Genomic DNA, 26105 nt, shown 5'->3' with positions numbered 1-26105 from the left:
CGACCTTTATTATGTCGTTTAAAGCTGTATTGAGGTTTATTTAAACAGCAAAATCAGCAGCAAAACAACTGCAATCATACCCAGCCACAGACTTTGGCGTTGCTGTACTTTGACCAGATGCACATAGGCATCGCGCATTTCCTGCTGGCGGTTTTCATCAACCAGAGCACTGATTTTGCGCGGCAGGGAAGGGATGATTTGCGCCCAGTCGGGGGCTTCGTTTTTGAGGTTGCGCCAAAGGGCTTTGGGGCCGACCTGTTCGTTCATCCAATGCACCAAAAACGGTTTGGCGGTTTTCCACAAGTCCAAATCGGGATCTAGTTGGCGTCCCAAGCCTTCGATGTTGAGCAGTGTTTTTTGCAGCAACACAAGCTGCGGCTGGATTTCGACATTGAAGCGACGGCTGACTTCAAATAGGCGCATCAGCACCAAGCCGAAGGAAATCTGCGAAATCGGTTTGTTGAATACAGGCTCGCACACGGCGCGGACAGCTGCTTCCAACTCTTCCGCGCGCGTGTCGGCAGGTACCCAGCCCGATTCGATGTGGGCGGTGGCGACGCGGTGGTAATCGCGGTTGAAGAAGGCGAGGAAGTTGATGGCGAGATAGCGTTTGTCGTAATCGGTCAGCGTGCCGACGATGCCGAAATCAAGGGCGATGTAACGGTTGTCGGCGGCGACCAGAATATTGCCGGGGTGCATATCCGCATGGAAAAAGCCGTCTCGGAAAACTTGCGTGAAGAAGATTTCCACGCCGTAATCGGCAAGTTTGTGTAAATCGATGCCGTCTGCTTTGAGTTTGGCAATATCGGATACCGGAGTGCCGTCCATCCATTCGATGGTCAGCACGTCGCTGGTGCAGTAATCGTAAAACACCTTCGGCACAATCAGCATATTGCTGTTTTGGAAATTGCGCCCGAGTTGGCTGGCATTGGCGGCTTCGCGCATCAAGTCCAATTCGTCGTGCAGGTATTTGTCAAACTCAGCCACCACTTCGCGCGGCTTCAAACGCTTGCCGTCTGAAAACAAACGCTCTACCCAGCCTGCACCAAAACGCATCAGCGACAAATCCTGTTCGATAACGGGCAAAAGGTTGGGGCGCAAGACTTTCACAGCGACCTGTTCGCCAGAATGCAGGCGGGCTTTGTGTACCTGGGCGATGGATGCGCTGGCGACAGGCTCGGTTTCAAATTCCGCGTATAAAGTGTCGATGGATTGGCCCAAAGATTTTTCGATTTGCGAGCGCGAAAGCTGCGCGTCAAACGGCGGCACTTTGTCTTGCAGCCTTGCCAGTTCGACCGCGTAATCATGCGGAATCAAATCGGGTCGCGTGGACAATACCTGTCCGAATTTGATGAAAATCGGCCCCAGGCTTTCCAACGCCAAACGCAGGCGCACGGCAGGCGTCTCGTGTTTGAACTTGGACGACTGCGGCAGCATATTGAGGAAAGTCCGCGCCCAACCTGGACGGACCAGCGAGGCAATCAGCTCGGCAAGGCGGTAGCGGTAGAGCGTGCAGAGGATGGTTTTAATGCGTTTGAGGCGGTTCATGATGGACGCAGATAAATCGAAAAAACAGAATTATATAGGAAAAACGGGCAAGGGCTTCAGACGGCCTGAGACTTTTGCAAAAACATTTGCCGCATAGCTAACAATTTTATAAAGGCTAAGGTTTTGCCGCCTCAATAAAAAGACGAATATTCGCATCATAAATATTCGTCGGCTACTTGCCCAAACCGCCGATTCAAGACATAATCGGGAAATGTGCAGGAGAGTGTTACACCCAACTACAATGTAACCACCGAAGGCGCAGACACCCTTAAATCGCTCAGGTATCAGGGACTGCACATTGAAACAAACAATCTGGAGAGCGGCGTTAGAATAACGTCCACCGAAGGGGAGAAGGCCGTCTGAACCACCATTCAGACAACCGCGCAAAGCAGTGAGCAGACTGGTTTGCCATCATGCGGATACGGCCGAAAATCTCAGGTTCAAGGACAGATAGGGTCATCCGCGCATAGGTGCGCGGGCGGCATCTGAACAAAAAATCCGGAGAAACTTGAGAATGACTGCTCTGAAAACCACCCCATTTCATCAAGCCCATCAAGATGCAGGCGCGAAGCTGGTAGATTTTGCCGGCTGGGAGCTGCCCATCCATTATGGTTCACAAATCGCCGAACACGAAGCCGTGCGTACCGACGCCGGTATGTTTGACGTATCCCATATGCTCGTTACCGACGTAGCAGGCGCAAATGCCAAAGCTTTTTTCCGCAAATTGATTGCCAACGATGTCGCCAAACTCGCTTTTGTCGGCAAAGCCCTTTATTCCGCTTTGCTCAACGACAACGGCGGCGTGATTGACGACTTGATCGTTTACCGCACCAACGAAGCCGAAACACAATACCGCATCGTGTCCAACGGCGCGACCCGTGAAAAAGATACGGCGCAATTCCACAAAGTCGGACAAGAGTTCGGCGTTGCCTTCAATCCGCGCTACGACCTCGGCATGCTCGCCGTACAAGGCCCGAAAGCCATCGAAAAACTCCTGACCGTCAAACCTGAATGGGCGGACGTAATTCACGGCCTCAAACCGTTCCAAGGTGCAGACTTGGGCAACGACTGGTTTGTCGCCCGTACAGGCTATACCGGCGAAGACGGCGTCGAAGTGATTCTGCCGGGCACTGAAGCCGTCGCATTCTTCAAAGCCCTGCAAGCAGCAGGCGTACAACCTTGCGGCCTCGGCGCACGCGACACCCTGCGCATGGAAGCCGGTATGAACCTCTACGGCAACGATATGGACGACAATACCAGCCCGCTCGAAGCAGGCATGGGTTGGACCGTTGACTTAAAAGACGAAAGCCGCGATTTCGTCGGCAAAGCCGCCTTGCTGGCATTGAAAGAAAAAGGCGTTGCCGTCAAACAGGTCGGCCTGTTGCTCGAAAAAGGCGGCATCCTGCGCGCGCATATGGAAGTGTTGACCGACAAAGGCAAAGGCGAAACAACCAGCGGCGTATTCTCCCCAAGCCTGAAACAATCCATCGCCATCGCCCGCGTGCCGAAAGATTTTGACGGCGATACCGCCAAAGTGCTGATGCGCGGCAAAGAAGTGGACGTACGCGTACTGAAGCTGCCGTTTGTCCGCAACGGTCAAAAACAGTTTGATTGAACTATTGAATAAAGGAAAACAATGGAGCCTAAATATAAAATTAATAATGAAGTAAAATTAAAGGATGGCAGTAAAGCTTTAATTACTGCGATTTTTCAGGAAGAGTATGGTTGTTATTTCTTATGAGTATCAATCTGATTATATAGGTGATGGAAGAGTTTCTGAAGCAGACATTGTGGCAGTAACGAAAGAAGATTTTTATAGTAAGTAAAGCGTTAATATGGAACTTTGTTTATAACCAGGTTTATACGCAAATATTTATCTAATAGGAGAACATTTAATGAGCAACAACATCCCAGCCGAACTGAAATACGTTGCCAGCCACGAATGGCTGCGCCTTGAAGAAGACGGTACCATCACCGTCGGCATTACCCATCACGCGCAAGAGCTGTTGGGCGACATCGTGTTCGTCGAGCTGCCCGAAGTCGGCGCAAACCTGGCTGCCGAAGAGCAAGCTGGTGTGGTTGAATCTGTAAAAGCCGCATCTGACGTATACGCGCCGATTGCAGGCGAAATCGTTGCCGTCAACGAAGATTTGCCAAGCGCTCCGGAAACTGCCAACAGCGACCCTTACGGCGCAGGCTGGTTCTTCAAAATCAAACCTGCCAACCCTGCCGATTACGACGGTCTGCTGACTGCCGAACAATACGCAGGCGAAGTAGCTTGATTTTTGCAAACATCCAAGCAGGTTTTGCGCCTGTTTGATATTGCAGGTCTTAGGTCGTCTGAAAAATGCTTTCAGACGGCCTTTGTTTCAATTTTTCCTCAGCAAACATGAATTACTGCGAATTTGTCGCCACGCTTTCTGACGATACGGACAACCCCAACAAACATTATCACGACACGCAATACGGTTTTCCGATTGAGGACGACAATGAATTGTTTGAGCGGCTGGTGTTGGAAATCAATCAGGCAGGATTAAGCTGGACGCTGATGCTGAAGAAGCAGCAGGCATTTCAGACGGCATTTAAAGGTTTCGACATCGATACGGTCGCCGCATTTGACGAAGCCGATATTGAGCGGTTGCTTGCCGATGCAGGTATCGTCCGCAACCGCCTGAAAATCAACGCAGCCATCTACAATGCGCGACAAATCAAACAAATACAGCAAGAGTACGGCTCATTCAAAAACTGGCTCGATGCGAACCATCCGCTCGACAAGGCTGAATGGGTGAAGCTGTTTAAAAAACATTTCAAATTTGTCGGCGGCGAAATCGTCGGCGAATTTCTGATGAGTACCGGCTACCTGCCCGGCGCGCATGTGGAAACCTGCCCGGTTTATAGGGAAATATTGGCATGTCGTCCAAAGTGGGCGGAGGCCGTCTGAAACAACATCTGCAAGAAAAACAGTGTTGATATCGATAACACCGAAGGAGTAGAAATGAAACTATCTGAATTGTTCAACCCGAACGAATTTGCCGCGCGCCATTTGAGCTTTGGCGACGAGGCTGCGCTTTTGGAAGCGCTCGGCGAGAAGAGCATGGATGATTTTGTCGGCAATACCGTGCCGCAAAGCATCCGTATGCCGTCCGAACTCGATTTGCCCGAGGCTTTGACCGAGGCGGACGCGTTGGCGAAATTGAAAGGCATTGCGTCTAAAAACGTGATCAATAAGTCCTATATCGGTTTGGGTTATTACCCAACCCGTGTGCCGAATGTGATTTTGCGCAACGTATTGGAAAATCCGGGTTGGTACACCGCCTACACCCCATATCAGGCGGAAATTGCCCAAGGTCGTTTGGAAGCTTTGTTGAACTTCCAACAAGTGTGTATCGATTTGACCGGTTTCCCTGTGGCAGGTGCGTCTTTGTTGGACGAGGCGACTGCCGCCGCCGAAGCAATGGCGATGGCGCACCGCGTGGGTAAAGTGAAAACTGAGCGTTTCTTTGTGGATGCGCGCGTGTATCCGCAAACTTTGGACGTGATGAAAACCCGCGCCAAATATTTCGGCTTTGAACTGGTGGTCGGTGATTTTGCCCAAGCGGATGAAGGCGAATACTTCGGCGCGCTGCTCCAATACGTCGGCAAAGACGGCGACGTACAAGACTTGCAGGATGTTATCGGCCGTCTGAAAGCAAAAGGCACAATTGTGGCCGTTGCCGCCGACATCATGAGCTTGGTTTTGCTGAAGTCTCCGGCTGAATTGGGCGCGGATATTGCTTTGGGCAACACCCAACGCTTCGGTGTACCGATGGGCTTTGGTGGTCCGCACGCTGCTTATTTCGCATTTAAAGACGAGTTCAAACGTTCCGCTCCGGGCCGCATCATCGGCGTATCCAAAGACGCATCGGGCAAACCCGCGCTGCGCATGGCACTATCGACCCGCGAGCAACACATCCGCCGCGAAAAAGCCACGTCCAATATTTGTACCGCACAGGCGTTGCTGGCGAACTTGGCGGGCATGTACGCCGTTTACCACGGCCCTGAAGGTGTGAAACGCATTGCCAACCGCATTCATGCATTGGCTTCTGCCTTTGCCGATGCACTGGTTTCAGCCGGCCTGAATGTGGTTCACAAAGTCTTCTTTGATACCGTTACCGTCGATTTCGGCAGCAAAGAGAAAGCAGACCAAGTGTTTGCCGCTGCTCTGGAATCGGGTTACAACCTGCGCCGCGTCAACGATACTCAAGTTGCAGCTGCATTCCATGAAACATCGGCATACGAAGATTTGGTTGATTTGTACCGTGCGTTTACCGGCAAGGATACGTTCGCATTTGCCGATGATGTCAAAGGCCGTCTGAACGCCGAATTGCTGCGTCAGGACGACATTCTTCAACATCCTGTGTTCAATAGTTACCACACCGAACACGAAATGCTGCGCTACCTGAAAAAACTCGAAGACCGCGACTTGGCGATGAACCGCAGCATGATTTCATTGGGCAGCTGCACCATGAAGCTCAATGCGACTGCGGAAATGTTGCCGATTACTTGGGCAGAGTTCACCGACATCCACCCCTACGCCCCCAAAAACCAAGCCGCAGGCTACCGCGCGCTTTTGACCGACATGGAAAACAGCCTGAAAGCCATCACCGGCTTTGACGCGATTTCCTTCCAGCCCAACTCCGGCGCGCAGGGCGAATACAGCGGCATGCTGTCCATCCGCCGCTATCAAGAAGCCAACGGCGAGGGACACCGCAACATCTGCCTGATTCCCAAATCCGCCCACGGCACCAACCCCGCCACCGCCGCCATGCTCGGTTTGAAAGTCGTCGTTGTCGATACCGACGAACACGGCAACGTCAACATCGACGATTTGAAAGCCAAAGCCGAGCAATACCGCGACGCTTTGTCCGCCATCATGATTACTTACCCGTCCACCCACGGCGTGTACGAAGAAGGCATCCGCGACATCTGCCGCATCATCCATGAAAACGGCGGACAGGTTTACATGGACGGCGCCAACCTCAACGCCCAAATCGGCATCATGCAGCCTGCCGAAGTCGGCGCGGACGTGTTGCACATGAACCTGCACAAAACCTTCTGTATCCCTCACGGCGGCGGCGGTCCGGGCGTCGGCCCTATCGGTTTGAAAGCCCACCTTGCCCCGTTTGCACCGGGACACGCTTTGACCGACACCCACAGCGCCAGTGCCGACCAAACCGCCGTTGCTGCTGCGGCCTTCGGTTCTGCGTCCATCCTGCCGATTACTTGGATGTACCTGACCATGATGGGCAAACAAGGCATGGAGCAGGCGACACGCTGGGCATTGCTCAACGCCAACTACGTTGCCAAACGTCTGGGCGAAGACTATCCGATCCTGTATACAGGCAAAAACGGCCGCGTCGCGCACGAATGTATCGTCGATTTGCGTCCGCTCAAAGCCGAAAGCGGCATCACCGAAACCGACATCGCCAAACGCCTGATGGACTACGGCTTCCACGCGCCGACGGTTTCCTTCCCTGTTGCCGGTACGCTGATGATTGAGCCGACCGAGAGCGAAAGCAAAGCCGAGCTCGACCGCTTCATCGCCGCCTTGAAACAAATCAAACAGGAAGTGCTGAAAGTCGAGCGCGGCGAATGGCCGAAAGAAGACAATCCGCTGGTCAACGCTCCGCACACCGCGTCCGACGTAACCGGCGAATGGACGCATCCGTATTCTCGCGAAGAAGCTGTCTTCCCGTTGCCGTTTGTCCGCGAACACAAATTCTGGCCGAGCGTGAAACGTGTAGATGAAGTGTATGGCGACCGCAATCTGATTTGCTCCTGCTTGCCGATTGACGCATACGAAGATTAAGCCTGAATAGGTTTAAAATTGAACAGGCTGTCTGAAAATGAAAATAGTTTTCAGATGGCCTTTTGTTTGTTAAGATATTTCGCCCGAGAACATACATTTGTTTTTGGTAAAACAACGGATAAGGCATTCGGAAAGATAAACGGCGCATGCCTTTGTTTGCGGATAAAACCAAACGGCTTTCCATAACGATAAGCAAAAGGCCGTCTGAAAAACAGGAGGACACGATGGACGAACTTTTTATTCAAACGTTGACGATTGCTGGCTCAGATTCCGGCGGCGGCGCAGGCATACAGGCGGATTTGAAGACATTTCAGATGCGCGGCGTGTTCGGCACCAGCGTACTGACCGCGGTTACCGCACAAAATACTTTGGGCGTATCGGCAGTGCATCCGATACCGACCGACATGATTGCCGCGCAAATTGCCGCGATTCAGGAGGATTTCCAAATCCGTGCCTATAAAATCGGCATGCTGGGTACGGCGGAAATCATCGAATGCGTGGCGGAACAAACCGCCGAATGCGACTTCGGCAAACGCGTGTTGGATCCGGTCATGATTGCCAAAGGCGGCGCGCAGTTGTTGGAAAACTCAGCCGTCGAAGCCATGAAACGCCTGCTGCTGCCGCATACGGACGTATTGACCCCCAATCTGCCCGAAGCGCAGGCTTTGACGGGTATCAATATTGAAAACCGCCAAGATGCGGAACGTGCCGCCAAAATTCTTCAGGATTGGGGCGTGAAAAATGTGGTGATTAAAGGCGGCCATCTTGCCGACAGCCGAAGCGAATATTGCACCGACTGGCTGTTTATGCCATACGAAACCATTGAGCTGAACAGCAAACGTTTCCCGACGCCGCATACACATGGCACGGGCTGCACGTTTTCTGCCTGCATCACAGCCGAGTTGGCAAAAGGGTTTAGCGTTCCAGAGGCGGTTCAAACGGCAAAAAACTATATTGCCGCCGCCATTTCCCATCCTTTGGGCATCGGGGCAGGGCACGGGCCGGTCAACCACTGGGCGTATCGGGACGAATCATGCGTTCAGACCAATTGTAATTGATTGTATTTTTCAGACGGCCTGACTAGGTTTATCACTTGAAATTGTTTACAATATCGGATGAATGCTTTTACGGATAAAAAAGACACCATGCAAGTTACTTCAAAATGGATAGATGGAATGTGCTTTGTCGGTACAACGGCAAACGGACACAGCGTTGTGATGGAAGGCGCGGCGGCTGAAGGCGAAGTCAAGCGCGGCCCCAGCCCGATGGAAATGCTGTTGTTGGGTGTAGCAGGCTGTTCCAGCATCGATGTCGTGATGATTGCCGAGAAACAACGCCAAAAAATCACCGACTGCCGTGCCGAAGTGACTGCCAAACGTGCTGACACCGCGCCGCGCGTGTTTACTGAAATCCAGATCCATTTCAAAGTGTATGGTCGGGATTTGCAAGAAAGCGCGATTGAACGCGCCGTACAGATGTCTGCCGAAAAATATTGCTCCGCATCGATTATGCTGGGCAAAGCGGCAAAAATGAGCCACAGCTTCGAGATAGTTGAAACAGAATAGGGAGGTTTTAGGGTGGGCGTGTCGGAGCGTGAACCGGCTACCCACAAAAAAAGCAGATATATTCACGCATTAACATGAATATATCTGCTTGCTTTTTATTCCTTTTTCTCTCTCTCTATCAGCCTTTATAACTTGGCTTGTTGATCTCATTGTGCAAGTTTCGTTTAACATTGTCAACAATTTTTAATTATATTTTAAACAACCCCGAAAGATGCAGGTTTGTAAACGCTTGCGCCTTAATACGGATACTGGGGAAACAGTATGGATTACGAAAATAATACCAACGTTGCGCCTGCAACGTCATCGCTTATTTTGGAAGAGCGTCACGATTCCGAACTCTTCCGCGTGTACGCATTGATTTTGGACGGCATTACCGACCATCTGCTGTTGCCGGGTAAAAAACTGACCGAGTCCGAGCTTTGCCGACAAATGGTTTGCTCGCGCAATACCGTGCGTGGCGCATTGTCGCTTTTGGCGCACGACAAAATTGTCGATTTACAGCCCAATCGTGGCGCATTTGTCCATGTGCCGGATTTGAAAGAAATGAAAGACGTGTTCAACACGCGTATCGAAATGGAAAGCATGATTTTGAGCGTCCTCATCGATATGCCTGATTTGGAAACGCGTCTGCAACCGCTTTACGCCATGATTGAGCAAGAGGGCGCAGCTTCCGAAAGCGGCGACCGCGTGGGTTGGAACCGCCTGTCCAATGCCTTCCATGTCGAATTGGCGCGGCTGTTGGATAATAATGTCTTGTTTGAAATCATGAATACCTTGTGCGCGCGCTCTTCATTGATTGTGGCCGTTTCCGATCCGCTTCGCAAAGAAAAGCGCAACATCGATTCCAATTCGCACCATGAACACCGAGAAATCCTCGATTTGTTGCTGGCAGGTAAGCGCAACCGTGTGACCAAAGTCATGCGCCGCCACTTGGGCGCGTGCATGGAACGCTTGGAACAGAAACTCGAGATGTAATCGGTTTGACAATAAAAAGGCCGTCTGAAATATTCAGACGGCCATTGGTTTATCCCTATAAAACGAAACGCCATGAAACCCAAAATCCAAAGACACGAACATATCCTCACCCTTGTCCGCGAACATAACTTTATGACGGTGGAAGAATTGGCGGCGAATTTGGATGTGACGCCGCAAACCATACGTCGCGATGTGCAAGAGTTAAGCGAGACCGGACAGCTTAAACGCTATCATGGCGGCGCATCTTTGGGCGACGTTTCAGTCGTAACGGCAGGGCAGGATCAGCGCAACCATCAGCAGCAGGAAAAAAACGCCATTGCCCGTTTGATTGCTTCCACCATTCCCGATAATGCCTCGCTGTTTATCAGCATCGGCACCACCATGGAAGCCGTTGCCGCCGAGTTGGTTAGACAGCGTAAAAACCTGCGGATTATCACCAACAATATCTACGCCGCCTCCATCACTGCGGCGCGTACCGACTACACGGTCATCATCGCTTCCGGCGTGGTCCGCCCTTTGGATGGCGGTATTACTGGCGTGGCGACCGTCGATTTCATCAACCAATTCAAAGTCGACTATGCCATCATGAGTACCCACGGCATAGAAAACGACGGCTCGCTTTTAGATGACGATTACAAGGAAGTCAGCGTCATGCAGGCGATGGTAAACAATGCCCGCGTGCGCTATCTTGGCGTCGATCACAGCAAGTTCAACAGCAATGCCTTGGTCAGACTGGGCGATATCGGCGCATTCGATAAGCTGTTTACCGACCGCACACCATCCGCCGCCATGCAGAAAACTTTAAACGAGCGCGGCGTAGCGTGGCAGGTTGCCGACCCTGTATCAAAGTAGCCAAGTCGGGTACAATTGAGCCATCATTCCATTCCTTTCAGACGGCCTGATTGAATGCTCAGGCCGTCTGAAAACAGAAAATCATTTTCCCATCAAAGAAATATTATGTTGAATAAAGACCAATTCGCGGACAACCATTTTATCCGTACCATCATCGAAGAAGACCTCAAAAGCGGTAAACATACAGCCATCCAAACCCGTTTCCCGCCTGAACCGAACGGTTACTTGCACATCGGCCACGCCAAATCCATCTGCCTGAACTTCGGTTTGGCGTATATTTACGACGGCTTGTGCAATCTGCGTTTTGACGATACCAACCCTGAAAAAGAAAACGACGAATACGTCAACGCCATCAAAGAAGACGTTGAGTGGCTCGGTTTCCATTGGGCTGGCGAGCCGCGTTTCGCTTCCAACTATTTCGACCAGCTTTACGACTACGCCGTCGGTTTAATCAAAGACGGCAAAGCGTATGTCGATGATTTGACGCCAGAAGAAATGCGTGAATACCGCGGTACGCTGACCGAAGCGGGCAAAAACAGCCCTTACCGCGACCGCAGTATCGAAGAAAACCTCGACCTGTTCACGCGCATGAAAAACGGCGAATTTCCAGACGGTAGCAAAACCCTGCGCCTGAAAATCGACATGGAGGCAGGCAACATCAATATGCGCGATCCGGTCATCTACCGCATCCGCCGCGCCCATCACCACAACACCGGCGACAAATGGTGCATCTATCCGATGTACGACTACACACATTGCATTTCCGATGCCATCGAAGGCATCACGCATTCCTTGTGTACACTCGAATTTGAAGCCCACCGTCCGCTGTACGACTGGGTGTTGGACAACATTCCCGCGCCGCACGCCACACGTCCGCGCCAATACGAGTTTTCCCGTTTGGAGCTTTTGTATTCCATCACGTCCAAACGCAAGCTGAACCAACTGGTTTCAGACGGCCACGTTGCCGGCTGGGATGATCCGCGTATGCCGACCATTTCCGGCATGCGCCGCCGCGGTTACACGCCCGAAGGCCTGCGCCTGTTTGCCAAACGCGCCGGTATTTCCAAATCTGAAAACATCGTCGACATGAGCGTGTTGGAAGGCGCGATTCGCGAAGAGTTGGAAAACTCTGCGCCACGCCTGATGGCGGTTTTGAACCCGCTCAAAGTAACCCTGACCAACTTTGAAGCCGGTAAAACCCAAAGCCGCCGTGCCGCGTTCCATCCGAACCACGAGGAAATGGGCGATCGCGAAGTACCTATTTCACAAACCATCTACATCGAAGCCGACGACTTCGCCGAGAATCCGCCTAAAGGCTTCAAACGCCTGATTCCCGGCGGCGAAGTGCGTTTGCGCCACGGCTATGTCATCAAGTGCGATGAAGTAGTCAAAGATGAGGCAGGCAATGTGGTTGAACTCAAATGCAGCATCGACCACGATACCTTGGGTAAAAACCCCGAAGGCCGTAAAGTCAAAGGCGTGATTCACTGGGTTTCTGCCGAACACGCCGCCGAAATCAAAGTCCGCCTCTACGACCGCCTCTTTACTGTCGAGCGTCCCGATGCCGTGCGCGGCGAAGACGGCAACTACCTGCCGTTCACCGATTTCCTCAATCCAGAATCCATCAAGGAAATCACCGCCTACGCCGAACCTGTTGCAAAAGATCTGCCGGCAGAAAGCCGTTGGCAGTTTGAACGCATCGGCTATTTCGTCACCGACCGCAAAGACCACAGCAAAGACACTCCGGTGTTCAACCGCACGGTGACGTTGAAAGATTCTTGGCAGCCTAAGTAATCTGTTTGCAGTCGTTAAATTGAAGGCCGTCTGAAAACGTGAAATCCGGTTTTCAGACGGCCTTTGTCGATAAAAGGGATGAGATGGAACGTTATTCTGTACATTTGAAACTGCTGGGAATGGCGGTGTTGTGGGGTGCGTCTTGGCCGATGGGGCGGATGCTGGGGCAGTCGCTGCCGCCGTTGACGGGCGGGGCGGTTCGGTTTGTGCTGGCTTCGGTTTTGTTGTTGGGCTGGTTGTTTGCACGCAGCAGGTTTGCGACTTTGGCGGCTTTGTCGGCGCGGCAATGGCTGGGCTTGACTGCGGCCGCTTCTGTCGGTGTGTGCGGCTATGCGGTGTTTTTTATGCTGGGTTTGCAGACTATGCCGGCAGGCAAGGCGGCGGTGGTCGTGGCGTTGAATCCCGTGCTGACGCTGCTGTTGGCGACTTGGTTTTTCGGCGAGCGTTTAAATGCGAAGATTTTGGCGGGTATGCTGCTGGCGGTCGGCGGCGCCATTATGGTGGTAACGCAAGGGCAGCCGTTGATAGTGTTATCCGGTGGCATCAAGGCAGGAGAGTGGCTGATTTTCGGCTGCGTGGTTTGTTGGGCAGCTTATACCTTAATCGGACGTGCGGTTTTACGCGGGATAGATGCGCTGACGGTAACGACGGCAACTTCGTTCATCGGCGCGTTGATGTTATCGATGGTGGCGTTGTGGACGGACGGATTGCCGTTTGAGGCAATAGCGGCAATGGATGGGCGTGGCTGGACGGCCTTGGCGTGGCTGGTTATCGGTGCGACGGTATTGGCCTATGCGTGGTATTTTGAAGGCGTGAAGACTTTGGGTGCAGGCAGCGCGGCGGCGTATATTACGCTCGTGCCGATTTTCGGTGTACTGTCTTCGGCGTGGTTTTTGGGCGAACCGCTGCATATTTCACTGGTCGCAGGTTGTGCGGCGGCGGTTGGCGGTATGACGCTGATGCGCTACGGGCAAAAGGCCGTCTGAAGTTGGGCAAATACTCGGATTTTTGATAATAAGATTGCGGTTGCCACGTTACTTCCAGCCGTAATCTTATTGAAGGATAAGACCAAGTCACGGCCTCAGTGTTCGATTTAAAAATTTGACACCCTGCCTCCAACTGCCTAAAATTCAACTTTCTCAAAAATCTACCGTATCCTGCGGTACGATTTCATACTTTCAGACGGCCTTTGTGCCATCTCTCTGATACCATTCAAAATATATCAATACTATGCACGTTTCAGAACTCCAAACCCTCCACATTTCCAAACTCTTGGAAATGGCAGAAGAACATGGCATTGAAAACGCCAACCGTTTCCGCAAACAAGACCTCGTTTTTGCCATCGTCCGCCAGATGATGAAGCAGAATGTTAGCTTCACCTGCTCCGGTACACTTGAAATCCTGCCTGACGGCTTCGGTTTCTTGCGCAGCGCGGATACTTCTTACCTTGCCGGCCCTGACGATATTTATGTTTCGCCCACGCAAATCCGTCGCTTCAATCTGCATACCGGCGACACCATCGAAGGCAGCGTACGCGTGCCTAAAGACAATGAGCGTTATTTCGCGCTTGTCCGCCTCGATACCATCAACGGCGATCAGCCCGAAGTCTGCAAACACAAAATCCTTTTTGAAAACCTCACGCCTTTATTCCCAACCGAACAATTCAAACTCGAGCGCGACATCAAAGCCGAAGAGAATCTGACCGGCCGCGCCATCGACTTGGTTTCCCCAATCGGTAAAGGCCAACGTGCATTGTTGGTTGCGCCGCCTAAAACCGGTAAAACCGTGATGTTGCAAAACATTGCCCATGCGATTACCGCCAATTATCCCGATGTCGAGCTGATTGTCCTGTTGATTGACGAGCGTCCGGAAGAAGTAACCGAAATGAGCCGTTCTGTACGCGGCGAAGTGGTTTCCTCTACGTTTGACGAGCCGGCGCAACGCCATGTACAAGTGGCCGAGATGGTGATTGAAAAAGCCAAACGCATGGTTGAACACAAAAAAGACGTGGTGATTCTGCTGGATTCGATTACCCGTTTGGCGCGCGCCTACAATACCGTCGTGCCGACTTCGGGCAAAATTCTGACCGGCGGTGTCGATGCCAACGCTTTGCACCGTCCGAAACGCTTCTTCGGCGCAGCGCGCAATGTGGAAGAGGGCGGTTCGCTTACCATTATTGCGACGGCGCTTGTTGAAACCGGCAGCCGCATGGACGACGTGATTTACGAAGAATTCAAAGGCACGGGCAATATGGAATTGCACCTTGACCGCCGTATGGCAGAAAAACGCCTGTTCCCGGCCATCAGTATCAACAAATCCGGTACGCGCCGCGAAGAATTGCTGGTGCCGAACGATCAGTTGCAACGTATGTGGCTCTTGCGCAAATTCCTGCATCCTATGGACGAAATCGAAGCAACCGAGTTTTTGGTGGGTAAACTCAAAGACTCTAAAAATAACGACGATTTCTTTGAATTGATGCGCGGTAAATAAGCATAAGGCCGTCTGAATATGTTTCAGACGGCCTTTACTTTGCTTGAGGAACCTTTATGACCATCCGAATGAATTGGCAAAACTTATTGTCCACCCAACGCTTTCGTACCAAAAACGGCGAAATCGTGCCGACCGTTACCCCATCGACTCAGGAAGGTGCCGATGCTTTGCGTACGGATTTTCACATCGACTACGACCGGGTTGTTTTTTCCGGAGCCTTCCGCCGCCTTGGCCGTAAAACGCAGGTGCATCCGTTGGCGCAACATGACTTGACGCACAACCGTCTGACGCACAGCGTTGAAGTTGCCAGCGTGGGCAGGAGCTTGGGCAACCGCGTGGGCGTGATGTTGCACAACGGCGGTTTTCTGCCGCAGGGTAATACGCCCAGCGATATTGGTGCCGTGGTGCAGGTTGCCTGTTTGGCACATGATTTGGGCAATCCGCCGTTTGGCCATACCGGCGAAGATGCTTTGCGCGATTGGTTCAGACGGCCTGAACATCAAATTTATCTGAACACATTAAACGAAGCGGAACGCAACGATATTCAAACTTATGAAGGCAATGCGCATAGCCTGCGTATCGTCGCCAGCCTTGAAATGTATCCGGAGGCGGGCGGAATGCGCCTGACTGCGGCAGCCATCGGCGCATTGCTGAAGTATCCGTGGACAACGCAACATCCAAACGGCAGAAAGAAATTCAATATTTATCAAACCGAGTTGCCGTTTATCCGTCAAGTTGCCGACGAATTGGGGCTGGTTTCCGCAGGAGTAGACAGCTGGGCGCGCCATCCTTTGTCTTATTTGATGGAGGCCGCCGACGATATTTGCTATGCCTTGCTGGACTTGGAAGATGCCGTCGAATTGGATTTGCTCACGGATACGGAAGTGGAGAGTATCTTGTCCGAGCTGACCTTTGCCGAAAGCGCATGGCACGCCAGCTCCAGCCGCCAGCGTTGCGCCATGTTGCGCGGCATTGCGATTGGCAAGGCGATTGATGATGTCGCACAAACCTTTATGCTGCATCAGTCCGATTTACTGGACGGAACATTCAAAGGCAAAGACTTGCTTGCTCTGTGTAGCCCGCAAGTGCAAAACACTTTGGCAAAAGCGAAAGAATTGGCGCAAACACGGATTTTCCGCCATCACACCAAGCTCTTGACCGAGATCGCCACGTTCCCATGTTTAGGCTCCATCTTGGATTTACTTGTCCCTGCCGCATATGCCCTGATTGCTGAAAAACAGCTGGCAACACGTCAGTCTTTGGCGTTGGAATTATTGAAAAAGCACAATCCGATTCTTCCTGAAGACAGTCTGTATCAGGCTTATATGAAGATTTTGGATTTTGTCGGCGGCATGACCGATAACTCCGCCGCCAAAATGGCACAGGATTTGTCAGGAGTAGGGATTTTGCGTTAATTTTATATTGTTTAACTTCAATTGGTTAAATAAAAATATAAAAAAATATCTGTGAAAAGAGTAGACAGGTTTCAGCAAAGCCTATATTATTCGGTCTTCTTGATTCACAACGCACTTGCGAAGTGATGAGGATGCACCCGTAGCTCAGTTGGATAGAGTATCTGGCTACGAACCAGAGGGTCGGGCGTTCGAATCGCTCCGGGTGCGCCACAAGATTTATCCGCGCCCATCGTCTAGCGGTTAGGACATCGCCCTTTCACGGCGGTAACCGGGGTTCGATTCCCCGTGGGCGTGCCAGTTTTCAAAAAAACGCAATCTGTTTCAGATTGCGTTTTTTTATTGCATTTACTGTTTGTATTCTAAGGTCGTCTGAAACGCTCAGCAAGTCAAGAGACAGAAGTGTGTAAAATAATTGCCCAGACTTTTGGTCGTCTATATGCGCTTTTCAATCTTATTTTACCATTGCCAAAACTCAATTTATTGACAATAGTATTCATCTTAAAAATTCCCAAACCTGAATTTACATGATTTCATATTTATAATTATTTGATTTTATATTATAAAAATATTTATTTGAACTTTTCTTAAAAAATGCCGTCTGAAATAAAGACAAGACAGAATATCTCTGTTAATGTGTAAATGTCAGCCGGCGTTTGCCGGTTTTTTATTGAAACCATTTGGGAGTCAATTATGAATATGAATGTTAAATTAATCGTTCCTGCTGTTTTGGCGGCTGTTGCCCTGACTGCATGTAGCAGCGGTTCTAAAGCCAAACCTGAAGCCAAAGCTGCGCCTACTGCGCAACAACAAACTCAAGCTCAGGCTCAACAAGCTCAAGCTCCAGTACCTAATACTTTGAAAGTAGACTCTATCGACGGTACTAAAGAAGTTCACTACAAATGCGGTAAAGACGGCAAAGAGCCTCTGAGCGTAATGTACGGCTTCAAAGGCAACGAAGTTGTTGCTGCACAAGTAAAATACAAAGGTCAATTAACTGAAAACCTGTTCCGTATCACTGACAGCAGCAAAGATGTAAACGCATTCTGGGGCGGCAATGTCGCTTGGGTTGCTGAGGCAGCCACTGCAGCCAACGTAGACAAAGTTGACGGCAACATGCTGACTATCCGCGGTACTACCGAAGTAAACGGTAAACAAGAAGTAGTTGATCAAATCGTTACCCGCTTCTGCGCACTGGACAAAGGCGCGAAAGCTGCTGCTAAAAAAGCGAAAAAATAATTTTTTACCAACAGCTTTAAACGCTGGGTAAAATAAAACAGGCCGTCTGAAAAGTTTTCAGACGGCCTGTTCTTTTGAACGGTTTAACCCAAGAACCAGAATTTCAATGCCCACAATACGGCGACAATCCATACCATAGGCGGTACGTCTTGGGTGCGGTTGCACAAGAGTTTGATGAGTGTGTAGCTGATAAAGCCGAACGCAATACCGTCGGCAATCGAGTAGGTAAACGGCATGAAGACGATGGTCAGGAATGCCGGTGCGGCTTCGGTCATGTCGTCCCAATCGATTTCGCGCGCGCTGCGCAACATTTGCGCGCCAACATAGAGCAGGGCGGGTGCGGTAGCGAATGCAGGAATGCTTTGAACCAGCGGGGAGAAAATCAGACAGGCCAGCATCAGTACGCCGACGGTGACGGCAGTCAGGCCGGTACGGCCGCCGGCAGAAACGCCTGCCGCGCTTTCAACGTAAGGGGTAGTAGAAGAAGTACCCAAGGCGGCGCCTGCGATAATGGCGGTAGAGTCGGCAAGCAGGGCGCGTTTCAAACGCGGCAGTTTGCCGTCTTGCAACAGGCCTGCGCGGTGGGAAACGCCGACCAATGTGCCGGTAGAGTCAAACAGGTCAACCAGGAAGAATACAAAAATCACGCTGACCATGCTGACGGTAAACAAGCCTTTGAAGTCCATCTGCATGAAGGTTGGCGCAATGCTCGGAACTTCGCCGACCACGCCTTTGAACTCGCTCAAGCCCAAGATGGTGGAGATAGCGGTCAGCGTCAGAATGGTAATGATGATGGAGCCTTTAACGCGGAAGTGGCCAAGTGCAACCACCATGACAAAGCCAGCCATTGCCAGCAGGGCGGTAGGCTGGTGGATGTCACCCAAGCCGACCAATGTGGCAGGATTGGCCACAATCACGCCTGCGCCTTTGAGCGCAATCAATGCCAAGAAGAGGCCGATGCCTGCGGCAATCGACATTTTCAAACCCATAGGCAGGGCGTTGACCAGCATTTCACGCACTTTAAAGAAGCTGAACAGGATGAAAATAATGCCGGAGATGAAGACGGCACCCAAAGCCACACGCCAGTCCACGCCTATGCCTTTGACGACGGCAAAGGTAAAGTAGGCGTTCAAACCCATGCCCGGAGCTAGGGCGATCGGGTAGTTGCCGACAAAGCCCATCACGAAACAGCCGATGGCGGAGGCGATACAGGTGGCCACAAATACTGCGCCCATATCCATGCCGGTTTCGCCCAAAATCAGGGGGTTGACGATGATGATGTAACACATGGCGAGGAAGGTGGTCAAACCGGCCATGATTTCAGTGCGGACGTTGGTCTGATTGGCACTCAGGTTGAACAATCGTTCCAAAACGCTTTGATTTGAAGAACTCATTTAAAAATATTCCTTTTGGGAAAGCCGCTTGCGGGACGGCATCGTCGGATTGGTCTGCAAAAAGTTTGGTTTTTGGCCTTAACTTCTCAACAGATAAGGGAATTTTCGGGCGGTATTATACTGAAAAGCCTTTTGTTCGGGTAATAAAAATACATGAATCAGATAATGCCGGGCCGAACCAAGATAAAGGCCGTCTGAACAGTTTCAGACGGCCTTTGTTTGTGTGTGCTTATACCGGTTTGCCTTTCAGGGAGAAGGTGTAGGCTTCGGTGATTTCCAAATCGATCATTTGGTTGATCATGTCGGGTGTGCCGGTAAAGTTGACCACGCGGTTGTTGGCGGTACGGGCTTGCAGTTGGTCAGGGTCTTTTTTGGAGATGCCTTCAACCAAGCAGCGTTGAACCGTGCCGACCATGGTTTGGTTGATGCGCGCGGTTTCGGCTTCGATGACTTCGTTCAAAGCTTCGAGGCGGCGCACTTTTTCTTCGTGCGGCGTGTCGTCGTGCAGGTTGGCGGCAGGCGTGCCAGGGCGTGGACTGTAAATAAAGACGAAGCTCAAGTCGAAGGCAATGTCTTTGACCAATTTCAAGGTTTGCTCGAACTCGCGCTCGGTCTCGCCCGGGAAGCCGACGATAAAGTCGGAGCTGAGGCACAAATCAGGACGGATGGCACGCAGTTTGCGGATGATGGATTTGTATTCCAAGGCGGTGTAGCCGCGTTTCATCGCGCTTAATACGCGGTCGGAACCGCTTTGAATCGGCAGGTGCAGGTGGGAAACCAGCTTCGGCAGGTCGCGGTAGCACTCGATAATCGCGTCGGTAAATTCGCGCGGATGGCTGGTGGTAAAGCGCAGGCGTTCGATGCCGGGGATTTCGTGGACGATGCGCAACAAGGTGGCAAAGTCGCAGATTTCGCCGTTTTCCATTTCACCGCGATAGGCATTGACGTTTTGGCCTAAGAGGTTGATTTCTTTAACGCCTTGTTGCGCCAAACCGGCAATTTCAGTCAATACGTCGTTAAGTGGGCGGGAGAATTCTTCGCCGCGGGTGTAAGGGACGACGCAGTAAGAGCAGTATTTGGAGCAGCCTTCCATAATGGAAATGAATGCCGAACCGCCTTCTACGCGCGCAGGCGGCAGGTGGTCGAATTTCTCGATTTCTGGGAAGGAAATGTCGATTTGAGACAGGCCGGTGGTTTCTTTGTCGACGATGAGTTTGGGCAGGCGGTGCAGCGTTTGCGGACCGAAAACCACGTCCACATACGGAGCGCGTTTGACGATATTTTCGCCTTCTTGAGAGGCAACGCAGCCGGCAACGCCGATGATGAGGTCGGGATTTTTTTCTTTGAGCGGACGTACGCGGCCTAAGTCGGAGAAGACTTTCTCTTGCGCTTTTTCACGCACGGAGCAGGTGTTGAACAAGATGATGTCGGCGTCGTCAGGTTGGGTAACCTGCTCGATGCCGCCGTGTTCTTCGGCGAGGACGGACAGCATTTTTTCGCTGTCGTATTCGTTCATTTGGCACCCGAAGGTGCGGATAAATACTTTTTTCATGGTTTGTTTTGATTGATTTGCTTGTTGTAAAAGGGTTCAGACGGCCTGTGAAATATTCGGGCCGTCTGAAAAATTATTCTTCCGCCTTTTTCTGCTTTTTGGCGTGTTCGATGAACCTGTCGGCTTCGGCGTCGGTCAAAATCCAGATTTCGCGGACGAGGCGGCTTTCTTCGTTGTATTTGAACGCGACGGCTTTGCCGGTTTGGTTCAGCAGGCGGCCCATGGGGATGAAACGATCGTTTTCATCGTGGATTTTGGTGAAGCGGGTGATTTGCAGTTTGGCCGCATTGCCGTCCACAATGCCCAAGGTCAGCAGGCGCGTCCAAGAAAAACCACCTTTGCTGACTTTCAGATAAGGCAGATCGACAGTTTTTAAAACGGCCACGTCCATATCATCAGGCAGGCTGCGTTGTGCATGGACGAGGGAGGACGCCAAAAGGGCGAGGCTGAGTATGAATCCGCGTAACATGATGCTTTTCTTTTATTGTTTCAATAGGTCGCGGATTATAGCACAAGCAGGAAAAATGTGGATAGAGTGTTTGTTTTTAAAGAATAATTTTGATTTTGCTCCCGATTCTTATTTTGAAGCTTGGGCCGTCTGAAAAGGATTTGGTGTTAAAATGGCTCCGATTTGATTTTCAGACGACCTCTTACGAAAGAATTGACCATGAACCGTAATGAAAGCTTGTTCAACCGCGCCAAAGCCATTATTCCCGGCGGCGTAAACTCTCCTGTGCGCGCATTCGGCAGCGTCGGCGGCGTGCCGCGCTTTATCAAAAAGGCAGAAGGCGCGTATGTTTGGGATGAAAACGGCACGCGTTATACCGACTATGTCGGCTCTTGGGGCCCCGCGATTGTCGGCCATGCCCATCCCGAAGTCATTGAAGCCGTGCGCGAAGCAGCATTGGGCGGTTTGTCGTTTGGTGCGCCAACTGAAGGCGAAATTGTCATTGCCGAAGAAATCGCCAAAATCATGCCGTCCGTCGAGCAGCTGCGCCTTGTCAGCTCCGGCACGGAAGCAACGATGACCGCCATCCGTCTGGCACGCGGTTTTACCGGCCGCGACAAAATCATCAAGTTTGAAGGCTGCTACCACGGCCATTCCGACAGCCTGTTGGTGAAAGCAGGCAGCGGCCTGTTGACGTTTGGCAATCCTTCTTCCGCCGGTGTGCCTGCCGATTTTACCAAACATACTTTGGTACTCGAGTACAACAATATCGCCCAACTGGAAGAAGCCTTTGCTCAAAGCGGTAATGACATTGCCTGTGTGATTTTGGAGCCTTTTGTCGGCAATATGAATCTGGTTAGGCCGTCTGAAGCCTTTGTCAAAGCCTTGCGCGAATTGACTGAAAAACACGGTGCCGTGTTGATTTACGACGAAGTGATGACCGGCTTCCGCGTGGCGCTGGGCGGTGCGCAATCTTTGCACGGCATCAAGCCTGATTTGACCACCATGGGCAAAGTGATCGGCGGCGGTATGCCTTTGGCGGCGTTCGGTGGCCGTAAAGACATTATGGAATGTATTTCCCCATTGGGCGGCGTGTATCAGGCAGGTACATTGTCCGGCAATCCGATTGCGGTTGCCGCCGGTTTGAAAACGCTGGAAATCATTCAGCGCGAAGGCTTCTATGAAAACCTGACTGCCTTGACCCAACGCCTTGCCAACGGTATTGCCGATGCGGCTAAAGCACATGGCGTTGAATTTACGGCGGACAGCGTGGGTGGCATGTTTGGTTTGTATTTTGCCAGCCATACGCCGCAAAACTATGCCGACATGGCGCGTTCCAATATCGACGGTTTCAAACATTTCTTCCACGGTATGCTCGACCGCAATGTCGCATTCGGCCCGTCAGCTTACGAAGCCGGTTTTGTTTCCGCCACGCATACGCCTGAGCTGATTGACGAAACCATTGCTGTGGCACACGAAGTGTTCAAAGAAATGGCGAAATAAAAGCTGAAGCTGTCATGTGAAAAAAAGGCCGTCTGAAAAATATTCAGACGGCCTTTCGCTATTTTAAATCAATGCTTGATTATGCTTCTTCGGCTTTGCTGCGGATAATCAGCAGAGGCAGGTGGCTTTGACGCATGACGGTCTCGGCGAAGCTGCCCATCAGCAGGTGCATCAGGCCGGTGCGGCCGTGTGTGCCGAGTACCAGCAGGTCTGCGCCGTTGTTGTCGGCGTAGTCAACCAAGTCTTGCGCCATTTCGCGCGCACCTTTGTTGGCAACCAACAGGTGTTTCACGATGTTTTCAACGCCGCTTTCACGCGCTGTTTTTTCTGCGAAATCCAAAACTTCGTTACCTTGAGCCACTGCGGCGGCTTCATAGCTTTCGTGTTGCAGGAATTCAGGAGCCAAAGCCATGTATTCGGCAGGGTTGGCAACGTGAACCAAAGTCAGTTGGGCTTTGTTGAGGCTTGCCAGTTCGGCGGCGTGTTTCAATGCATTGAGGGAAGTCTCGCTACCGTCAACGGCTACAACCAGATGTTTGTACATATTTATTCTCCTTTTGCGCCGAGTAGCGGCACTTTCGTTTAATATGAAATCAGAACTTGTCTGAATGTGAAACGATTATAAACTCTTTCGGGCGGGTACAACAGCCCATCTGCTTTCAAGTATAATATCGGTCCGATTCGCCTGTGGCGTTTTTCATTAATTTATTGATATATCACAAGGTTACTTATGCAGGACGCCGCTTTTCTTTCTTCGCGCCGCTTTGGCGGCATTGCCAGACTTTACGGAGACGAAGCACTGGCGCGCTTTTCATGTGCGCATGTATGCGTGGTCGGTGTCGGCGGCGTCGGCTCGTGGGCGGTGGAAGCTTTGGCGAGGAGCGGTATCGGTCGTTTAACGCTGATTGATTTGGACAACGTTGCCGAGTCCAATGTCAATCGCCAATTGCACGCTTTGACCGATGATTTCGGTAAGGCAAAAGTTACCGCTTTGCGCGAACGCATCGCCCAAATCAATCCGCAATGCGAAGTGACGGAAATTGAAGATTTTGTTACCGAAGACAATCTGGACGAGCTTTTTAGACGGCCTTTTGACTTTGTCATTGACGCCATTGATCAAATCCGTGTCAAAGCGGCGATGGCGGCGTATTTCGTGCAACATAAACAACCGTTTATTATCAGCGGCGGCGCGGGCGGACAGAAAAATCCGGCTTTGATTCAAACCGCCGATTTGAGCCGCGTTACCCACGATCCTCTGCTTTCCAATTTGCGCTACACCTTGCGCAAACGCTACGGCTTCAGCCGCGATACCAAAGAAAAAATGCGCGTGCCTTGCGTCTATTCAACCGAGAATATTACGCCGCCACAATCCGGCGAAGCGTGTTCGACCGATGCCGCGCCGCAAGGTTTGTCCTGCGCGGGCTACGGCGCGAGTATGCTGGTGACGGCTTCGTTTGGATTGTATTGTGCGCAGGCGGCGGTGGAGCATATTGCGGGACGGAAGTGAGATGAATCGATTTTTTAAAGCCTACTTTATCAGTAGTCTGATTTATGCAATTGTCTTTGGTTTGTTGATGTACGGTGTCGATTTGCTGCTTACAGGATTCGATTGTTTTGATATTGACCCTGAAAATGAACAGCGTCTACAGTATTGTTCACGAGCTCATGAAATGTCGGCTTTTGAGAAAGCATCTTTGGAGTTTTTCTTCTTTCCGTTTTTATCTGTAATGTTATTGTCCCTACTCAATGCCGGCATTATGAAGTGGACCAAACGCTGTACAACTTTAACGACTCTTGCCTTGCCTATCATCGAATGGTGGATTGTTTGGTTTGTTTTTTTACTGTGGGAGTGGAGTAGTCTGGATAGTAGTTGGACGGCAATAACGGGAGTCATTTTTTTTGGATTGCCTGTTTATGGCATGGCAGCAGTTCAAGCCCTGAGTGTGTTGGACTCTTCTGCAAATGCCAATCAGAAAATTTGATGTGGGTTTAAGCCTTTTGAAATTTATTTTTTCAGACGACCTTTTTTGCCTATGAGCCGATTTTTTAAAGCCTACTTTATTGCTAGTCTGATTTATGCGGTATGGTTCGGCGTGTTGATGTATGCTGTCGATCCGATGTTTCTCGATGTGATGGAATGCAATACGCTGCCGGGCGATTATTTGTGTGTGCAAAGCGGTTATGACCGCCCACTCACCACTTTTCTTTATCCGTTTCTGTCTATTGTGATATTTAGCCTTTTGCACGCCGGTATTATGAAATGGCGCAAACGCCGTTCGGTTAAAATGATTTGGTTTTTGGTCGGCTGCGAAAGTTTGTTGCTGTTGGCTTTGATCGTGGCGATGCTTGCGAGGGATGGTTTTGTGTTGTCCCGAGATATTGGCTCGGTACTGACGGGTACAGTTTTTGCCAGCCTGCCGCTGTTGGGGATGGCCTTGGCCCAGACCTTTGCCGTTGCCATTGTTTCTTTGCAAATCAATCGTAAAAAACGTTGATTTTTATATTAAAAACGGGCTGTCCTCATTTCAGACGGCCTTTTGTTGATGAAACTTCTTACTAAACTTAAAAAGAAAAAGACCCTTTAACCATGCCTTCAGAACACCTTATTTCTTCCACTGCCGCAACGCCGTCTGAACATACCGTTGCGTGGGTGTTCGGTCAGCCTGTCACCGATGTGCCGCAGGATTTGTTTATTCCGCCTGATGCGTTGAAGGTGGTATTGAGCAGCTTCCAAGGGCCGTTGGATTTACTGCTGTACCTTATCCGCAAGCAAAATATCGATGTCCTCGATATTCCGATGGTGAAGATTACCGAGCAGTATCTGCACTATATTGCCCAAATGGAAGCGTATCAGTTTGATTTGGCGGCGGAATACCTGCTGATGGCGGCGATGTTGATTGAAATTAAATCGCGCCTGCTTCTGCCGCGTCCTGAAGAAGTTGAGGATGAAGAGGCGGATCCGCGTGCTGAGTTGGTGCGCCGTCTTTTGGCTTACGAACAGATGAAACTGGCGGCTCAGGGTTTGGACGCATTGCCGCGTGCTGGGCGTGATTTTACTTGGGCGTATTTGCCGTTGGAAATTGCGATCGAAGCGAAGTTGCCGGAAGTGTACGTTGCTGATTTGACGCAGGCTTGGTTGGGTATTTTGTCGCGTGCCAAGCATACACGCAGTCATGAAGTGGTGCGGGAAACCATTTCCGTGCGCGCGCAGATGACGGCGATTTTGCGTCGCTTGAACGAAAGTGGTATCAGCAAGTTTAGCGATTTGTTTAAGCCGGAGCAGGGCGCGACATATGTAGTGGTCAATTTTATTGCATTGCTGGAATTGGCTAAAGAAGGCTTAGTGCGTATCGTGCAGCCTGAAAATTATGGGGAAATTGAAATCAGCCTGAAAGACGGTTTGGAAACAAATGAAGCCAAAATGCTTTCAGACGGCCTTGAAACCGATGAAACCGATAACGAGAATTTGAATAAAGAGAACTAAA

23 protein-coding genes, 2 tRNA genes and 1 riboswitch are annotated in these 26105 nt (G+C 51.0%); of the genes, 20 read left to right on the top strand and 5 right to left on the bottom strand.

Features of this window, described 5'->3' with window-relative positions; all coding sequences use genetic code 11:
- Nucleotides 1–36: 36 nt before the first annotated feature.
- On the bottom strand, nt 37–1548 hold the full coding sequence (gene ubiB, locus ACTHSX_RS05205; RefSeq protein ID WP_440376950.1) for a ubiquinone biosynthesis regulatory protein kinase UbiB: 1512 nt from the start codon (nt 1546–1548) through the stop codon (nt 37–39).
- A gap of 206 nt (nt 1549–1754) precedes the next feature.
- Nucleotides 1755–1852, top strand: a riboswitch (glycine riboswitch).
- A gap of 210 nt (nt 1853–2062) precedes the next feature.
- Here ubiB and gcvT point away from each other — a divergent pair.
- From gcvT to ACTHSX_RS05130, 15 genes are all read left to right on the top strand, one after another.
- Complete coding sequence (gene gcvT / locus ACTHSX_RS05200) at nt 2063–3163, top strand: glycine cleavage system aminomethyltransferase GcvT (RefSeq protein WP_440376951.1); 1101 nt, start codon at nt 2063–2065, stop codon at nt 3161–3163.
- A gap of 280 nt (nt 3164–3443) precedes the next feature.
- Nucleotides 3444–3830 (top strand): glycine cleavage system protein GcvH, encoded by a 387-nt coding sequence (gene gcvH / locus ACTHSX_RS05195; RefSeq protein ID WP_100066423.1) that lies wholly within the window; start codon nt 3444–3446, stop codon nt 3828–3830.
- A 107-nt stretch (nt 3831–3937) separates the two neighbouring features.
- Entirely contained in the window at nt 3938–4489 is a 552-nt protein-coding gene (locus ACTHSX_RS05190; protein WP_440376952.1) for a DNA-3-methyladenine glycosylase I, read from the top strand.
- Between the two features lie 54 nt (nt 4490–4543).
- Nucleotides 4544–7396, top strand: coding sequence for an aminomethyl-transferring glycine dehydrogenase (gene gcvP / locus ACTHSX_RS05185; RefSeq protein WP_440376953.1), 2853 nt, complete (start codon nt 4544–4546; stop codon nt 7394–7396).
- A gap of 224 nt (nt 7397–7620) precedes the next feature.
- A complete protein-coding gene (gene thiD, locus ACTHSX_RS05180) occupies nt 7621–8454 on the top strand; it encodes a bifunctional hydroxymethylpyrimidine kinase/phosphomethylpyrimidine kinase (protein ID WP_440376954.1) in 834 nt (277 codons plus the stop codon).
- Between the two features lie 87 nt (nt 8455–8541).
- Nucleotides 8542–8961 carry an OsmC family protein gene (locus ACTHSX_RS05175; RefSeq protein ID WP_440376955.1) on the top strand — a complete coding sequence of 140 codons (420 nt, stop codon included), beginning with the start codon at nt 8542–8544 and terminating at the stop codon, nt 8959–8961.
- A gap of 261 nt (nt 8962–9222) precedes the next feature.
- The gene (locus ACTHSX_RS05170) at nt 9223–9936 is read left to right on the top strand and encodes a GntR family transcriptional regulator (RefSeq protein ID WP_070589703.1); all 714 of its coding nucleotides are present in this window, start codon (nt 9223–9225) and stop codon (nt 9934–9936) included.
- Nucleotides 9937–10008: 72 nt separating this feature from the next.
- Nucleotides 10009–10788 carry a DeoR/GlpR family DNA-binding transcription regulator gene (locus tag ACTHSX_RS05165; RefSeq protein WP_440376956.1) on the top strand — a complete coding sequence of 260 codons (780 nt, stop codon included), beginning with the start codon at nt 10009–10011 and terminating at the stop codon, nt 10786–10788.
- A gap of 105 nt (nt 10789–10893) precedes the next feature.
- A complete protein-coding gene (locus ACTHSX_RS05160) occupies nt 10894–12582 on the top strand; it encodes a glutamine--tRNA ligase/YqeY domain fusion protein (RefSeq protein ID WP_440376957.1) in 1689 nt (562 codons plus the stop codon).
- A gap of 83 nt (nt 12583–12665) precedes the next feature.
- A complete protein-coding gene (locus ACTHSX_RS05155; protein WP_440376958.1) occupies nt 12666–13568 on the top strand; it encodes a DMT family transporter in 903 nt (300 codons plus the stop codon).
- Nucleotides 13569–13812: 244 nt separating this feature from the next.
- Nucleotides 13813–15072 carry a transcription termination factor Rho gene (gene rho, locus ACTHSX_RS05150; RefSeq protein ID WP_003680905.1) on the top strand — a complete coding sequence of 420 codons (1260 nt, stop codon included), beginning with the start codon at nt 13813–13815 and terminating at the stop codon, nt 15070–15072.
- Nucleotides 15073–15128: 56 nt separating this feature from the next.
- Nucleotides 15129–16487 carry a deoxyguanosinetriphosphate triphosphohydrolase gene (locus ACTHSX_RS05145; protein WP_049336415.1) on the top strand — a complete coding sequence of 453 codons (1359 nt, stop codon included), beginning with the start codon at nt 15129–15131 and terminating at the stop codon, nt 16485–16487.
- 133 nt (nt 16488–16620) lie between these two features.
- Nucleotides 16621–16697: transfer RNA gene (locus ACTHSX_RS05140), tRNA-Arg, on the top strand.
- A gap of 12 nt (nt 16698–16709) precedes the next feature.
- A tRNA-Glu gene (locus ACTHSX_RS05135) sits at nt 16710–16784 on the top strand.
- A gap of 393 nt (nt 16785–17177) precedes the next feature.
- On the top strand, nt 17178–17723 hold the full coding sequence (locus ACTHSX_RS05130; protein ID WP_440376959.1) for a hypothetical protein: 546 nt from the start codon (nt 17178–17180) through the stop codon (nt 17721–17723).
- 83 nt (nt 17724–17806) lie between these two features.
- Here ACTHSX_RS05130 and ACTHSX_RS05125 read toward each other — a convergent pair whose 3' ends face one another.
- The 3 genes from ACTHSX_RS05125 to ACTHSX_RS05115 form a co-directional block, all read right to left on the bottom strand.
- Entirely contained in the window at nt 17807–19117 is a 1311-nt protein-coding gene (locus ACTHSX_RS05125) for an NCS2 family permease (protein WP_440376960.1), read from the bottom strand.
- Nucleotides 19118–19346: 229 nt separating this feature from the next.
- Nucleotides 19347–20669 (bottom strand): tRNA (N6-isopentenyl adenosine(37)-C2)-methylthiotransferase MiaB, encoded by a 1323-nt coding sequence (miaB, locus tag ACTHSX_RS05120; protein WP_036492978.1) that lies wholly within the window; start codon nt 20667–20669, stop codon nt 19347–19349.
- A gap of 73 nt (nt 20670–20742) precedes the next feature.
- Entirely contained in the window at nt 20743–21138 is a 396-nt protein-coding gene (locus ACTHSX_RS05115; protein ID WP_049333912.1) for a hypothetical protein, read from the bottom strand.
- 198 nt (nt 21139–21336) lie between these two features.
- Between ACTHSX_RS05115 and hemL the strand changes: the two genes are divergently transcribed.
- On the top strand, nt 21337–22620 hold the full coding sequence (gene hemL, locus ACTHSX_RS05110; protein WP_440376961.1) for a glutamate-1-semialdehyde 2,1-aminomutase: 1284 nt from the start codon (nt 21337–21339) through the stop codon (nt 22618–22620).
- A gap of 79 nt (nt 22621–22699) precedes the next feature.
- On the opposite strand, the gene ACTHSX_RS05105 is transcribed toward hemL, so the two are convergent.
- A complete protein-coding gene (locus ACTHSX_RS05105) occupies nt 22700–23164 on the bottom strand; it encodes a universal stress protein (RefSeq protein ID WP_003680896.1) in 465 nt (154 codons plus the stop codon).
- Between the two features lie 186 nt (nt 23165–23350).
- On the opposite strand from ACTHSX_RS05105, the gene ACTHSX_RS05100 reads away from it, so the two are divergent.
- The 4 genes from ACTHSX_RS05100 to ACTHSX_RS05085 all read left to right on the top strand — a co-directional run bounded on the left by ACTHSX_RS05100 (nt 23351) and on the right by ACTHSX_RS05085 (nt 26104).
- Nucleotides 23351–24127, top strand: coding sequence for a tRNA threonylcarbamoyladenosine dehydratase (locus ACTHSX_RS05100; RefSeq protein ID WP_440376962.1), 777 nt, complete (start codon nt 23351–23353; stop codon nt 24125–24127).
- Nucleotide 24128: 1 nt separating this feature from the next.
- Nucleotides 24129–24602 carry a hypothetical protein gene (locus ACTHSX_RS05095; protein ID WP_440376963.1) on the top strand — a complete coding sequence of 158 codons (474 nt, stop codon included), beginning with the start codon at nt 24129–24131 and terminating at the stop codon, nt 24600–24602.
- A gap of 51 nt (nt 24603–24653) precedes the next feature.
- The gene (locus ACTHSX_RS05090; RefSeq protein WP_440376964.1) at nt 24654–25115 is read left to right on the top strand and encodes a hypothetical protein; all 462 of its coding nucleotides are present in this window, start codon (nt 24654–24656) and stop codon (nt 25113–25115) included.
- A 92-nt stretch (nt 25116–25207) separates the two neighbouring features.
- Nucleotides 25208–26104 (top strand): segregation and condensation protein A, encoded by an 897-nt coding sequence (locus ACTHSX_RS05085; protein WP_440376965.1) that lies wholly within the window; start codon nt 25208–25210, stop codon nt 26102–26104.
- The last annotated feature ends 1 nt before the right edge of the window (nt 26105 follow it).

Origin of the sequence: Neisseria sp. P0014.S002 (genome assembly GCF_051958295.1) — a bacterium.
In the GTDB taxonomy this organism is placed as follows: domain Bacteria; phylum Pseudomonadota; class Gammaproteobacteria; order Burkholderiales; family Neisseriaceae; genus Neisseria; species Neisseria flavescens_B.
The sequence above is the reverse complement of the archived record's forward strand: the minus strand, read 5'-3'. Positions and strand labels throughout refer to the sequence as shown.

Coding starts and splice junctions, on each gene's coding strand:
- gcvP (WP_440376953.1), top strand. CDS start 4,544: ATGAAACTATCTGAATTGTTCAACCCGAACGAATTTGCCGCGCGCCAT.
- ACTHSX_RS05105 (WP_003680896.1), bottom strand. CDS start 23,164: ATGTACAAACATCTGGTTGTAGCCGTTGACGGTAGCGAGACTTCCCTC.
- ACTHSX_RS05145 (WP_049336415.1), top strand. CDS start 15,129: ATGACCATCCGAATGAATTGGCAAAACTTATTGTCCACCCAACGCTTT.
- ubiB (WP_440376950.1), bottom strand. CDS start 1,548: ATGAACCGCCTCAAACGCATTAAAACCATCCTCTGCACGCTCTACCGC.
- ACTHSX_RS05170 (WP_070589703.1), top strand. CDS start 9,223: ATGGATTACGAAAATAATACCAACGTTGCGCCTGCAACGTCATCGCTT.
- thiD (WP_440376954.1), top strand. CDS start 7,621: ATGGACGAACTTTTTATTCAAACGTTGACGATTGCTGGCTCAGATTCC.
- ACTHSX_RS05115 (WP_049333912.1), bottom strand. CDS start 21,138: ATGTTACGCGGATTCATACTCAGCCTCGCCCTTTTGGCGTCCTCCCTC.
- ACTHSX_RS05125 (WP_440376960.1), bottom strand. CDS start 19,117: ATGAGTTCTTCAAATCAAAGCGTTTTGGAACGATTGTTCAACCTGAGT.
- ACTHSX_RS05160 (WP_440376957.1), top strand. CDS start 10,894: ATGTTGAATAAAGACCAATTCGCGGACAACCATTTTATCCGTACCATC.
- hemL (WP_440376961.1), top strand. CDS start 21,337: ATGAACCGTAATGAAAGCTTGTTCAACCGCGCCAAAGCCATTATTCCC.
- ACTHSX_RS05095 (WP_440376963.1), top strand. CDS start 24,129: ATGAATCGATTTTTTAAAGCCTACTTTATCAGTAGTCTGATTTATGCA.
- ACTHSX_RS05165 (WP_440376956.1), top strand. CDS start 10,009: ATGAAACCCAAAATCCAAAGACACGAACATATCCTCACCCTTGTCCGC.
- ACTHSX_RS05100 (WP_440376962.1), top strand. CDS start 23,351: ATGCAGGACGCCGCTTTTCTTTCTTCGCGCCGCTTTGGCGGCATTGCC.
- ACTHSX_RS05190 (WP_440376952.1), top strand. CDS start 3,938: ATGAATTACTGCGAATTTGTCGCCACGCTTTCTGACGATACGGACAAC.
- ACTHSX_RS05085 (WP_440376965.1), top strand. CDS start 25,208: ATGCCTTCAGAACACCTTATTTCTTCCACTGCCGCAACGCCGTCTGAA.
- ACTHSX_RS05155 (WP_440376958.1), top strand. CDS start 12,666: ATGGAACGTTATTCTGTACATTTGAAACTGCTGGGAATGGCGGTGTTG.
- miaB (WP_036492978.1), bottom strand. CDS start 20,669: ATGAAAAAAGTATTTATCCGCACCTTCGGGTGCCAAATGAACGAATAC.
- ACTHSX_RS05130 (WP_440376959.1), top strand. CDS start 17,178: ATGAATATGAATGTTAAATTAATCGTTCCTGCTGTTTTGGCGGCTGTT.
- ACTHSX_RS05175 (WP_440376955.1), top strand. CDS start 8,542: ATGCAAGTTACTTCAAAATGGATAGATGGAATGTGCTTTGTCGGTACA.
- ACTHSX_RS05090 (WP_440376964.1), top strand. CDS start 24,654: ATGAGCCGATTTTTTAAAGCCTACTTTATTGCTAGTCTGATTTATGCG.
- gcvH (WP_100066423.1), top strand. CDS start 3,444: ATGAGCAACAACATCCCAGCCGAACTGAAATACGTTGCCAGCCACGAA.
- gcvT (WP_440376951.1), top strand. CDS start 2,063: ATGACTGCTCTGAAAACCACCCCATTTCATCAAGCCCATCAAGATGCA.
- rho (WP_003680905.1), top strand. CDS start 13,813: ATGCACGTTTCAGAACTCCAAACCCTCCACATTTCCAAACTCTTGGAA.